The organism is Burkholderia sp. ABCPW 11 (assembly GCF_001523445.1).
Taxonomy (GTDB): domain Bacteria; phylum Pseudomonadota; class Gammaproteobacteria; order Burkholderiales; family Burkholderiaceae; genus Burkholderia.
Genome location: NZ_LOVM01000013.1, coordinates 1 through 12,488 on the forward strand (window position 1 = coordinate 1; position 12,488 = coordinate 12,488).

Below are 12,488 nucleotides of genomic sequence, written 5' to 3' on the forward strand. Positions count from 1 at the left end.
CTGACAGGAATATGAATTGCTTCATAAACCTGACTTACTTTAGTGTGAGACTCTTGATACTTTTGCTATCTGATCCGGGGATCAGCTCGCTTCCATCAAGCGCCCACACTTATCGGCTGTTAATTTTTAAAGAGCATTCTGCGAGGAATCCTGAACCCCTCAGCAGCGCTGCGTTTTCAGCAGCAGAGAAGCGAGATTATGAACCGTGTTTCGCAGCGCGTCAACTACTTTCTGCACGACATCGTTGCGACTGCGGGGTCATCTTCCTGCGCCGTCGGGGCTCGCTACTTCCGAACCCCAACAGCACCGCTTCCCTTCCTCCCGCGCTGCGTTTCCGTTAGCGCGAAAGAGGCGTGATTCTATGCATCCGCCCCCTTCCGTGCAAGCTCTTTGTGAAGAAAGTTCGAAAAAGCCCCCGTGCGCTGCCGCGCACGGGGGCTTTTGAAGAACCGAGCGAAGCAATCACGCCGAGAATCGATACAGAGCAGTCACCGGATACCTACCGCGGTGCGCGGCGCCCGCCGATCAACGGTGCTTGAACACCGGCTTGCGCTTCTCGACGAATGCCGCCATCCCTTCCTTCTGGTCTTCGGTTGCGAACAACGAATGGAACAATCGCCGCTCGAAGTGGACGCCTTCGGCCAGCGTCGTCTCGTACGCGCGGTTCACCGACTCCTTGACCATCATGACCGCCGGCAGCGAGAACTCGGCGATCGTCGTCGCGGCGGCAATCGCCTCGTCGAGCAGCTTGTCGGCCGGCAGCACGCGCGACACGAGCCCGGCACGCTCGGCTTCGGCGGCGTCCATGAAGCGCGCGGTCAGGCACATGTCCATCGCCTTCGCCTTCGATACCGCGCGCGGCAAACGCTGCGTGCCGCCCGCACCCGGCATGACGCCCAGCTTGATTTCCGGCTGACCGAATTTGGCCGTGTCCGCCGCGAAGATGATGTCGCACATCATCGCGAGCTCGCAGCCACCGCCCAGCGCAAAGCCCGAAACCGCAGCAATGATCGGTTTGCGGATCTCGCGGACCGTCTCCCAGTTGCGCGTGATGTAGTCGCCCCGATAGACATCCATATAGGAGTAGGCCGCCATCATGCCGATGTCCGCGCCGGCAGCGAATGCCTTCTCGCTCCCGGTCACGACGATCGCGCCGATATCGTCGTCCGCATCGAACGCCTTCAGCGCAGCACCCAGCTCGTCCATCAGCGCATCGTTCAGCGCATTCAGCGCCTTCGGACGGTTCAGCGTCACCAGACCGACACGCCCGCGGGTCTCCACCAGGATGTTCTCGTAAGCCATCTATTTCTCCTCGATCAATGAAATGAGAAACGCCTCGCACATGCGAATAGTTTGATGCTACCATTCTCCGACCAACCGGTCGGTTAATTAATCGATCCGATCCCTCTCAACGTTCATCAGGCCGCCGCCATGACCCATGCCCTGTTCACGAAGCACGAAGACACGCTGAAACACGCACTCGCCGCCATCGAGAGCCGCGGGTACTGGAGCCCGTTCGCCGAAATGCCGAGTCCCAAAGTGTACGGGGAAAGTGCAAGCGCGGACGGTGAGGCCGCGTTCAAGTCGCACCTCGACAAGACCTTCGTGCTCGACCAGCCGGCGTCCGGTGAAACGGTCGGCGCCGAGCGCTCGCCGTACGGCATCGCGCTGGGCGTCCGGTATCCGAAATCGACGCCCGACGCCCTGATCGCTGCCGCAGCGGCCGCGCGGCGCACGTGGCGCGAAGCCGGCCCGAGCGCGTGGGTCGGCGTCAGCCTCGAAATCCTCGCGCGCCTGAACCGCGCAAGCTTCGAAATTGCCTACAGCGTGATGCACACCACGGGGCAAGCCTTCATGATGGCGTTCCAGGCCGGCGGCCCGCACGCGCAGGACCGCGCCCTCGAGGCAGTTGCCTATGCGTGGGACGAACTGCGCCGCATCCCGGCCGATGCGCACTGGGAAAAGCCGCAAGGCAAGAACCCGCCGCTCGCGATGCACAAGCGCTATACGATCGTGCCGCGCGGCACGGGCCTCGTGCTCGGCTGCTGCACGTTCCCGACCTGGAACGGCTACCCGGGCCTGTTCGCCGATCTGGCAACCGGTAATGCCGTGATCGTCAAACCGCATCCGGGCGCGATTCTGCCGCTCGCCATCACGGTGCGGATCGCCCGCGACGTGCTGCGCGAAGCCGGGTTCGACCCGAACGTCGTCACGCTCCTCGCGACCGAACCCAACGATGGCGCCCTCGTCCAGGATCTCGCGCTGCGCCCGGAGATCAAGCTGATCGACTTCACCGGCAGCACGCAGAACGGCACGTGGCTCGAACGCCATGCCCATCAGGCGCAGGTCTACACCGAGAAAGCCGGCGTCAACCAGATCGTGATCGACTCGACCGACGACCTGAAGGCCGCCGCCAAGAACATCGCGTTCTCGCTGGCGCTGTACTCCGGCCAGATGTGCACGGCACCGCAGAACATCTACGTGCCGCGCGACGGCATCCGGACGGCCGACGGCCATGCGAGCTTCGACGACGTCGCACAAGCGATCGCGATTGCCGTGCAAAAACTCACCGGCGACCCGGCACGCTCGGTCGAACTGATCGGCGCGATCCAGAACGACGGCGTGACCGCGCGTATCGACGACGCGCGCAAACTCGGCCGTGTGCTCGCGGACAGCGTGCCCCTCCAGCACCCCGCTTTCCCCGATGCGCGCGTGCGTACCCCCCTCGTGCTGCAACTCGACGTGGCCGACCGCGAGAAATTTACGCAGGAGTGGTTCGGCCCGATCTCGTTCGTGATCGCAACCGACTCGACCGCGCAATCGCTCGATCTGGCCGGTGCAATCGCCGCCGAGCATGGCGCACTGACCCTCTCCGTCTACAGCACCGACGACGCAATCGTCAACGCCGCACACGACGCAGCGGTGCGTGGCGGCGTCGCGCTGTCGATCAACCTGACGGGCGGCGTATTCGTCAATCAGTCGGCCGCGTTCTCCGACTTCCACGGCACGGGCGCGAATCCAGCCGCCAACGCCGCGCTGGCCGACCCGGCATTCGTCGCCAACCGGTTCCGCGTGGTTCAAAGCCGCGTCCATGTTGCCCCGAAGGCAGTACCTGCGGAAGCTGGCCAGACGGCATAACCCGAATGGCCGACGTGCAAACGCCGCCACGTTCTCTACCATGAACGAATCCGCCACCCGGCGGGTTCGTCACTCACCGATACGCTCATGACAGACGCCTACATCTGCGACGCGATTCGCACTCCCATCGGCCGCTACGGCGGCGCCCTGAAAGATGTCCGCGCCGACGACCTCGGCGCGGTGCCGCTCAAGGCGCTGATCGAGCGAAACCGCGACGTCGACTGGGCAGCGATCGACGACGTGATCTACGGCTGCGCGAACCAGGCCGGCGAGGACAACCGCAACGTCGCGCGCATGTCCGCGCTGCTGGCAGGCCTGCCCACCGCCGTGCCGGGCACGACGCTGAACCGACTGTGCGGCTCCGGAATGGATGCGGTCGGCACGGCAGCGCGCGCGATCAAGGCAGGCGAAGCGCGCCTGATGATCGCAGGTGGCGTCGAGAGCATGACGCGCGCACCGTTCGTGATGGGCAAGGCCGCGAGCGCGTTCGCGCGCCAGGCCGACATCTTCGATACGACGATCGGCTGGCGTTTCGTCAATCCGCTGATGAAGCAGTTGTATGGGGTCGATTCGATGCCGGAGACGGCCGAGAACGTTGCGGTCGATTACCACATCAACCGCGCGGATCAAGACCTGTTCGCGCTGCGCAGCCAGCAGAAGGCCGCGCGGGCACAGCAGGACGGTACGCTCGCCGAGGAAATCGTACCGGTCACGATTGCGCAGAAGAAGGGCGATCCCGTGGTCGTGTCGCGTGACGAGCATCCGCGCGAGACGTCGCTCGAAGCGCTCGCGAAGCTGAAGGGCGTCGTGCGCCCGGACGGCTCGGTCACGGCCGGCAACGCGTCGGGCGTCAACGACGGCGCCTGCGCGCTGCTGCTCGCCAATGCGCAGGCGGCCGACCAATATGGCCTGCGCCGCCGCGCGCGCGTCGTCGGGATGGCGACGGCCGGCGTCGAGCCGCGCGTAATGGGCATCGGTCCCGCGCCGGCCACGCAGAAGCTGCTGCACCAGCTCGGCATGCGCATCGACCAGTTCGACGTGATCGAACTGAACGAGGCGTTCGCGTCGCAAGGTCTCGCGGTGCTGCGCATGCTCGGCGTCGCCGACGACGATCCCCGCGTGAACCCGAACGGTGGTGCGATCGCGCTCGGCCACCCGCTCGGCGCATCGGGCGCGCGGCTCGTCACCACGGCGCTCCATCAACTCGAGCGTACCGGCGGCCGCTTCGCGCTCTGTACGATGTGCATCGGCGTCGGCCAGGGCATCGCGCTCGCGATCGAACGCGTGTAACCGACGCGCCGCGCGCCTATAACGAAGTCATGAAGGAGACACTGCATGTCCTATCAGGCGATCCAGCTGGATATCGATCAGGCCGCGCGCGTGGCCACGATCACGCTCAACCGCCCCGACAAGCTGAACAGCTTCACACGGGCGATGCATCGCGAACTGCAATCGGCGCTCGATGAAGTCGAAGCGGCCGGCGCACGCGCACTGATTCTGACGGGTGCGGGACGCGGCTTTTGCGCGGGCCAGGACCTCGCCGATCTCGACTTCACGCCAGGCGCGTCCACCGACCTCGGCACGCTGATCGACGAGCATTTCAATCCGCTGATCCGCCGCCTGCAGCGTCTGCCGATTCCCGTGATCGCCGCCGTCAACGGAACGGCGGCCGGCGCCGGCGCAAATCTCGCACTTGCGTGCGACCTGGTGTTCGCTGCCCGCTCGAGCAGTTTCATCCAGGCCTTCGTCAAGATCGGGCTCGTGCCCGATTCGGGCGGCACGTGGTTCCTGCCGCAACGCGTCGGCATGGCACGCGCGCTGGGGCTCGCGCTGACCGGCGACAAGCTCGGCGCCGAACAAGCCGAACAGTGGGGCCTGATCTGGCGCGCGGTCGACGACGACGCGCTCGTCGCCACGGTCCGCCAGCTTGCCACCCAGCTCGCGCAGCAGCCGACGCTCGCCATCGCATCGATCAAGCAGTCGATGCGAGACAGCGTCACGAACACGCTCGATCAGCAGCTCGACCTCGAGCGCGACCTGCAGCGCAAGCTCGGCCAGTCGGACGACTATGCGGAAGGTGTGAAGGCCTTCATCGAGAAGCGCGTGCCGCGCTTCGAAGGGCGTTGACATGATGAACGCCACCGCCACGCTCGACCCCGATTCGCTTGCCCGCGCCACCGCGCAGGCCATGTACGACGCCGACGCCTGCAGCCGCGCGTTCGGCATGGAAATCGTCGAAGTACGCGCCGGCTACGCCCGCCTGCAGATGCGCGTGCGGCCCGAATTCCTGAACGGGCACCAGACCTGTCACGGCGGAATCATCTTCACGCTCGCCGATTCGACGTTCGCGTTCGCGTGCAACTCGTACAACCTGAATGCGGTCGCGGCCGGCTGCTCAATCGAATTCCTGCGCCCCGTGCACGGTGGCGACGTGCTGACGGCCGAGGCGGTCGAACAGGCGCGTGCCGGCCGCCACGGCATCTACGACATCCGCGTCACGAACCAGACAGGCGACACGATCGCGATGTTTCGCGGCAAATCGGCCCAGATCAAGGGCACGGTCATCCCGGAAGACCGCTGACGTCGACGGCTCGCCCCATAACAAACACTGGAGACATGCATGACTACCCCGCTACCGCTCGAGCCGATCGAGACCGCCTCACGCGACGAGCTGACCGCACTGCAGCTCGAACGCCTCAAGTGGTCGCTCCGGCACGCGTATGACCACTCGCCCGTCTATCGCCGCAAGTTCGACGAAGCCGGTGTGCATCCGGACGACCTGAAAACGCTCGCCGACCTGTCGCGCTTTCCGTTCACGACCAAGGGCGATCTGCGCGACAGCTATCCGTTCGGGATGTTCGCGGTGCCGCAGGACCAGATCTCGCGCATTCACGCGTCGTCGGGCACGACCGGCAAGCCGACGGTCGTCGGCTATACGGCCGCCGACATCGATACGTGGGCGAATCTCGTCGCACGCTCGATCCGCGCCGCCGGTGCGCGCCGCGGCGACAAGGTCCACGTCAGCTACGGCTACGGGCTGTTCACGGGCGGGCTCGGCGCGCACTACGGCGCCGAACGCGCAGGGCTGACCGTGATCCCGTTCGGCGGCGGCCAGACCGAAAAGCAGGTACAGCTGATCCAGGATTTCCGGCCCGACATCATCATGGTCACGCCGAGCTACATGCTGTCGATCGCCGACGAGATCGAGCGCCAGGGTCTCGATCCCGTGCAGAGTTCGCTGCGCATCGGCATCTTCGGCGCGGAGCCGTGGACCAACGACATGCGCGTCGCGATCGAACAGCGGATGGGCATCGACGCGGTCGACATCTACGGGTTATCCGAAGTGATGGGCCCGGGCGTCGCGTCCGAATGCGTCGAGACCAAGGACGGCCCGACCATCTGGGAAGACCACTTCTATCCGGAAATCATCGATCCCGACACCGGCGAAGTGCTGCCGGACGGCCAACTCGGCGAACTCGTGTTCACGTCGCTGACGAAGGAAGCGCTGCCGATCGTCCGCTATCGCACGCGCGACCTCACGCGCCTGTTGCCGGGCACCGCCCGGACGATGCGCCGGATGGAGAAGATCACCGGCCGGTCGGACGACATGATGATCGTGCGTGGCGTCAACGTGTTCCCGACACAAATCGAGGAACAGTTGCTCAAGCAGCGCGCGCTCGCGCCGCACTATCAGATCGTGCTGACCAAGGAAGGTCCGCTCGACGTGCTGACGCTCAACGTCGAGCCGTGCCCGGAAACCGCGCCCGATACCGCGGCGATCCAGGCGGCAAAACAGGCGCTCGCGTACGACATCAAGTCGCTGATCGGCGTGACGGCCGTGATCAACGTGCTGCCCGTGAACGGCATCGAGCGCTCGGTCGGCAAGGCGCGCCGCGTCGTCGACAAGCGCAAGGGCTGAGGTCGCTCGCCGCGCATGCGGCGCGCAGCGGCCGATCCGCGCCTGCAAACGAAACAGCCCGGTCGGCCAATGCCGATCGGGCTGCTCGACTCCAAAGCGTCGTTCGACGTGACGCGCACAGCATTACGCGAACTGAAATCACATGGGCACACCGGCGATCAGACCGGCACACCCACGCGCACGAGGCGCGCCGTCAATGCCGCCGCTTCGTTCGCGCGCGACCGTCCTGCCAGCCGGCGCCGCCCGACATCACGAATTCGGGAACAGCAGCCACATCCTGCCGACCTGCTTCATCCGGCCGGCCAGATCACCGGCATCGTCGCCGAGCCCCCAGAAATAGTCTGCCCGCACGCCGCCCTTGATCGCCGAGCCCGTATCCTGCGCGAACACGAGCCGGTTCATCGGCGTATTCGTCAGCGGACGCGTGGTCTGCAGGAACACCGGCGTGCCGAGCGGGATCGACGACGGATCGACCGCGATCGAGCGCTCCGGGGTCAGCGGCACGCCGAGCGCGCCGATCGGGCCGTCCGCGCCGCCGTGCGGCGCATCTTCCTTGGTCGGCATGTCGCGGAAGAACACGAAGCGCGGATTCGTGTCGAGCAGCGCGTCGACGCGCGTCGGGTTCGCCTTCGCCCAGGCCTTGATGCCCTGCATCGTCGCCTGCGCGGGCGTCAGCTCGCCGCGATCGAGCAGCCACTTGCCGATCGAACGGTACGGCTGATTGTTGGTGCCGCCGAAGCCGACCCGCATCACCGAACCGTCGTCGAGCAGCACGCGACCCGAGCCCTGCACCTGCAGGAAGAATGCCTCGATCGGATCGTCGACCCACACGAGCTCGTTGCCGTTCAGGATGCCGGCGCGCTCGAGCTGCGCGCGTGCCGGCAGCGCGGCGCCCGCGCGATAGCCGGCCGGCCAGCGATAGAGCGCGTATTGATACGGGCCGCGGCGCACGCGCGACCCGTGCAGCAGCGGCTCGTAATAGCCGGTCACGAGCCCGTCGAGCGTCCCGTCGGTATTCGCGAGCTGGAACGGCGTGAAATACGTTTCGAAGAAGGTGCGTGCGCTGCTGACGTCGAGTTCGTCGAGCCGATCGGCGGCCGCGCAAGCGCGCGTCCAAGCCGGCTGGCGCGCGAGCCGCGCACAATTCTGCCGCAGCGCGGCCGTCGCGCCGATCAGCGAATCGTCCTGCCAGCCCGGCACCTGCTGCCACGCGACCGGCGTGAGCCGCTTCGCGGCGACCTGCCCCGGCACGATCGCCGCGCCGGTCGGCGGCTTCAGCGCGGAGGTTCGCGTCGGCGCGCCGCCGCACGCGGCGAGCAGCGCCGCCGCCGCGGTTGCGGCCATCCACCCGGCCAGCCGGGGCCCAAACCACATACAATGTCCGTTCTTGATGGAAACCGCCATGTCAGATTTTCTCGACCAATATCCGATGCTCATCTTCGCGCTCGAAGCCTTCGTAGCGCTTGCCCTGCTGATCTTCATCGTCGTGTGGACGTCGTCGGGCAGAAAGAAGCAGGCCCGCCACAACGACCGCCAGCCGCGCTGACGCGCGCCGCACGCTCAATGCAGCGTGCGCGGCATGTGCAGGGCGAACTCGTCGACCGGCGCCTCGAAGCGCTCACCGTCCTCCGCCACGCAGAAGTACGCGCCGCGCATCGTGCCGACCGGCGTCGCGATCACGGCCCAGCTCGTGTATTCGAAATGCTCGCCCGGCTGCAGCAGCGGCTGGTGGCCGACGACGCCGAGTCCCTTGACTTCCTGCACGTGGCTCTCGCTGTCCGTGATGATCCAGTGGCGCGCGATCAGTTGTGCCGCGACCTGCCCCGTGTTGCGGATGGTCAGCGTGTACGCGAATGCGTATTGACGGTGATCGGGGTCGGATTGTTCCGGCAAGTAGCTGGTTTTCACCGAAACGGTGAACTGATACTGACTCATGGTGTGTCCACTGTAGGTAACCGCGCGCGCCGACTCGGGCGGCCGGGCCGCGGGCGCGCTGCATTGGTTCGGCATTCTATGCGCAATCGGGCCGCAACCGCACGGCCTGCCGCCGCGCACCGGGTCGCCGGACGGTAGAATGACGGTTTTGCGCCGCAACGTCCCCGCTCCCCTGTCATGACTCAATTCCGCATCGCTCCCAGCATCCTGTCGGCCGACTTCGCACGGCTCGGCGAAGAAGTCCGCAACGTGGTCGCCGCCGGCGCCGACTGGATTCACTTCGACGTAATGGACAACCATTATGTGCCGAACCTCACGATCGGCCCGCTCGTCTGCGAGGCGATCCGCCCGCACGTGCAGGTACCGATCGACGTGCACCTGATGGTGCGCCCGGTCGACCGGATCGTGCCCGATTTCGCGAAGGCCGGCGCGAACCTGATCAGCTTTCACCCGGAAGGCTCGGACCACATCGACCGCACGCTGTCGCTGATCCGCGACCACGGCTGCAAGGCCGGCCTCGTGTTCAACCCGGCCACGCCGCTGAACTACCTCGACCACGTGATGGACCGCCTCGACTTCGTGCTGCTGATGTCGGTGAACCCGGGCTTCGGCGGCCAGTCGTTCATTCCGGAAACGCTGAACAAGCTGCGCGAGGCGCGCGCCCGCATCGACGCGTACACCGAACGCACGGGCCGCGAGATCCTGCTCGAAGTCGACGGCGGCGTGAAGGCCGACAACATCGCGGAAATCGCGGCAGCCGGCGCCGACACGTTCGTCGCGGGTTCGGCGATCTTCGGCAAGCCCGACTATCGCAAGGTGATCGACGAGATGCGCGCGGCGCTCGCCACCGTCGAGCGGAGCTGACGCCGTGGCCGACTCGTCGTTCGCCGGCCACGCGCCGGCCGGGGCCGCCTCAGACGCGGCCGCGATCCGCTTTGCCGCGCCGCGCATCGATGCCGCGCTGATCGACCTCGACGGCACGATGGTCGACACGGCCGACGATTTCACGGCCGGCCTGAACGGGATGCTCGCGCGGCTCGGCGCGCCGGCCACGTCGCGCGACGAAGTGATCGGCTACGTCGGCAAGGGCTCCGAACACCTGATCCAGAGCGTGCTGAAGCCGCGCTTCCCGGCCGATGAAGCGCACGCGCGCTTCGACGACGCGCTCGCGATCTACCAGACCGAATACGCGAAGATCAACGGCCGCCACACGCGTCTCTATCCGGACGTGGCGGCCGGGCTCGACGCGCTGCGCGCGGCCGGCATCCGGCTCGCGTGCGTGACGAACAAGCCGCACCGCTTCGCGGTCGAGCTGCTCGAGCAATACGGGCTGGCCGGCTGCTTCGGCATCGTGCTCGGCGGCGACAGCGTCGCGCGCAAGAAGCCCGATCCGCTGCCGATGCTGACGGCCTGCGACGCGCTCGGCGTCGCGCCGGACACCGCGGTCGCGATCGGCGACTCGGAAAACGATGCGCTGGCCGGCCGCGCGGCCGGGATGGCGACGCTGACGGTGCCGTACGGCTACAACCACGGCAAGGCTATACAAACGATAAATTCGGATGGTATAGTCGATTCGTTGCTGGTCGCGGCTCGCGCAATTTCCGCGCACAACGCCGGCCGGCCAACCGTCTGATTATTTCTTCCATCCGCATGTTTCTGAATAAAAAACGGAGTCTGAGCAGCATCGACCGGGGAGCCTGGCCCTGGCGTCGCTGGTCGCGCTAACCTCTTCGATGAGGTACGCTGAAGCACGTCTTCAGCGCCGTTTTTTATCTCGCTGCGCATCCGCGCGCCGATCGTCGCACCACCTCGAGTTCCACCGCGCCCGAACGCTTGCGTTCAGGACCGGCCGCAGGCTCGCGACGTTCACGCCCGGAGTGCCGGCCGGCAACAGGCACTTCTCGATCGACCGCCCTTTCGCCGACGGCCACCCGCGCAGCGTCAAGTGATCCCTGGCGCCCGCGCCGCTCGTCCCGAACAGGACCGGAACATGACCGAACTCGAATTCCAATCGCTCGCGAACGAAGGCTACAACCGCATCCCGCTGATCGCGGAAGCGCTCGCCGATCTCGAAACACCGCTGTCCCTCTACCTGAAGCTGGCCCAGCCCGAACGCGCGGGCGCCAACTCGTTCCTGCTCGAATCGGTGGTCGGCGGCGAACGTTTCGGCCGCTACTCGTTCATCGGCCTGCCCGCCCGCACGCTCGTGCGCACCCGCAACGGCGTGTCGGAAGTCGTGCGCGACGGCCAGATCGTCGAGACGCACGACGGCGACCCGTTCCAGTTCATCGAATCGTTCCAGGCGCGCTTCAAGGTCGCGCAGCGCCTGGGCCTGCCGCGTTTCTGCGGCGGCCTCGCAGGCTACTTCGGCTACGACGCGGTGCGCTACATCGAGAAGAAGCTCGCGAACACCGCGCCGCGCGACGATCTCGGGCTGCCCGACATCCAGTTGCTGCTGACCGAGGAAGTCGCGGTGATCGACAACCTCGCCGGCAAGCTGTACCTGATCATCTACGCGGACCCGGGCCAGCCCGAAGCGTACGCGAAGGCAAAACAGCGGCTGCGCGAACTGAAGCAGCGCCTGCGCACGACCGTGCAGCCGCCCGTCACGTCGGCGAGCGTGCGCACCGAGACGTTCCGCGAATTCAAGAAGGACGACTATCTGGCCGCCGTGCGCCAGGCGAAGGAATACATCGCGGCCGGCGAGCTGATGCAGATTCAGGTCGGCCAACGGCTGACGAAGCCGTACCGCGACAATCCGCTGTCGCTGTATCGCGCGCTGCGTTCGCTGAATCCGTCGCCGTACATGTATTACTACAACTTCGGCGATTTCCACGTGGTCGGCGCGTCGCCGGAAATCCTGGTGCGCCAGGAAAAGCGCGGCGACGACCAGATCGTCACGATCCGTCCGCTCGCCGGCACGCGCCCGCGCGGCAACACGCCGGAGCGTGACGCGGAACTCGCGACCGAGCTGCTGAACGATCCGAAGGAGATCGCCGAACACGTGATGCTGATCGACCTCGCGCGCAACGACGTCGGCCGCATCGCGGAGATCGGCTCGGTGCAGGTGACCGACAAGATGGTGATCGAGAAGTACTCGCACGTGCAGCACATCGTCAGCTCGGTCGAAGGCAAGCTGAAGCCCGGCATGACGAACTACGACGTGCTGCGCGCGACGTTCCCGGCCGGCACGCTGTCCGGCGCGCCGAAGGTGCGCGCGATGGAACTGATCGACGAGCTCGAGCCGGTCAAGCGCGGGCTGTACGGCGGTGCGGTCGGCTACCTGTCGTTCTCGGGCGAGATGGATCTCGCGATCGCGATCCGCACGGGCCTGATCCACAACGGCAACCTGTACGTGCAAGCGGCGGCCGGCGTCGTCGCGGATTCGGTGCCCGAATCCGAATGGCAAGAGACCGAGAACAAGGCGCGCGCGGTGCTGCGTGCGGCCGAACAGGTCCAGGACGGCCTCGATAGCGACTTCTGACCGGAGACTGAC

General features: G+C 66.3%; 12 protein-coding genes. 9 read left to right on the plus strand and 3 right to left on the minus strand.

Annotation, left to right across the window (positions count from 1 at the left end):
* Positions 1-525: 525 nt before the first annotated feature.
* Entirely contained in the window at positions 526-1,302 is a 777-nt protein-coding gene (locus WS61_RS05775) for an enoyl-CoA hydratase (protein WP_059499653.1), read from the minus strand.
* 129 nt (positions 1,303-1,431) lie between these two features.
* Between WS61_RS05775 and paaN the strand changes: the two genes are divergently transcribed.
* From paaN to paaK, 5 genes are all read left to right on the plus strand, one after another.
* Positions 1,432-3,138, plus strand: a complete 1,707-nt coding sequence (paaN, locus tag WS61_RS05780; RefSeq protein WP_059499654.1) for a phenylacetic acid degradation protein PaaN — start codon at positions 1,432-1,434, stop codon at positions 3,136-3,138.
* Positions 3,139-3,225: 87 nt separating this feature from the next.
* The gene (pcaF, locus tag WS61_RS05785) at positions 3,226-4,428 is read left to right on the plus strand and encodes a 3-oxoadipyl-CoA thiolase (RefSeq protein WP_059499655.1); all 1,203 of its coding nucleotides are present in this window, start codon (positions 3,226-3,228) and stop codon (positions 4,426-4,428) included.
* Between the two features lie 45 nt (positions 4,429-4,473).
* The gene (paaG, locus tag WS61_RS05790) at positions 4,474-5,265 is read left to right on the plus strand and encodes a 2-(1,2-epoxy-1,2-dihydrophenyl)acetyl-CoA isomerase PaaG (protein ID WP_059499656.1); all 792 of its coding nucleotides are present in this window, start codon (positions 4,474-4,476) and stop codon (positions 5,263-5,265) included.
* A 1-nt stretch (position 5,266) separates the two neighbouring features.
* Positions 5,267-5,719 (plus strand): hydroxyphenylacetyl-CoA thioesterase PaaI, encoded by a 453-nt coding sequence (paaI, locus tag WS61_RS05795; protein WP_059499657.1) that lies wholly within the window; start codon positions 5,267-5,269, stop codon positions 5,717-5,719.
* A 39-nt stretch (positions 5,720-5,758) separates the two neighbouring features.
* Positions 5,759-7,057: a phenylacetate--CoA ligase PaaK gene (gene paaK / locus WS61_RS05800; protein ID WP_059499658.1), complete on the plus strand. Its 1,299-nt coding sequence runs from the start codon at positions 5,759-5,761 to the stop codon at positions 7,055-7,057.
* Between the two features lie 249 nt (positions 7,058-7,306).
* Here paaK and WS61_RS05805 read toward each other — a convergent pair whose 3' ends face one another.
* Entirely contained in the window at positions 7,307-8,431 is a 1,125-nt protein-coding gene (locus WS61_RS05805) for a murein transglycosylase A (protein ID WP_257127099.1), read from the minus strand.
* A gap of 28 nt (positions 8,432-8,459) precedes the next feature.
* Here WS61_RS05805 and WS61_RS35545 point away from each other — a divergent pair, with 28 nt between their 5' ends.
* Positions 8,460-8,603 carry a hypothetical protein gene (locus tag WS61_RS35545; RefSeq protein ID WP_006482075.1) on the plus strand — a complete coding sequence of 48 codons (144 nt, stop codon included), beginning with the start codon at positions 8,460-8,462 and terminating at the stop codon, positions 8,601-8,603.
* Positions 8,604-8,617: 14 nt separating this feature from the next.
* Here the strand turns inward: WS61_RS35545 and apaG are convergent, their stop codons facing one another.
* Entirely contained in the window at positions 8,618-8,992 is a 375-nt protein-coding gene (gene apaG / locus WS61_RS05810) for a Co2+/Mg2+ efflux protein ApaG (protein WP_006477037.1), read from the minus strand.
* Positions 8,993-9,169: 177 nt separating this feature from the next.
* On the opposite strand from apaG, the gene rpe reads away from it, so the two are divergent.
* The 3 genes from rpe to trpE all read left to right on the plus strand — a co-directional run bounded on the left by rpe (position 9,170) and on the right by trpE (position 12,476).
* Positions 9,170-9,856: a ribulose-phosphate 3-epimerase gene (gene rpe, locus WS61_RS05815; RefSeq protein WP_006482066.1), complete on the plus strand. Its 687-nt coding sequence runs from the start codon at positions 9,170-9,172 to the stop codon at positions 9,854-9,856.
* Between the two features lie 4 nt (positions 9,857-9,860).
* Positions 9,861-10,625: a phosphoglycolate phosphatase gene (locus WS61_RS05820; protein WP_059499659.1), complete on the plus strand. Its 765-nt coding sequence runs from the start codon at positions 9,861-9,863 to the stop codon at positions 10,623-10,625.
* 357 nt (positions 10,626-10,982) lie between these two features.
* Entirely contained in the window at positions 10,983-12,476 is a 1,494-nt protein-coding gene (gene trpE / locus WS61_RS05825; protein WP_059499660.1) for an anthranilate synthase component I, read from the plus strand.
* The last annotated feature ends 12 nt before the right edge of the window (positions 12,477-12,488 follow it).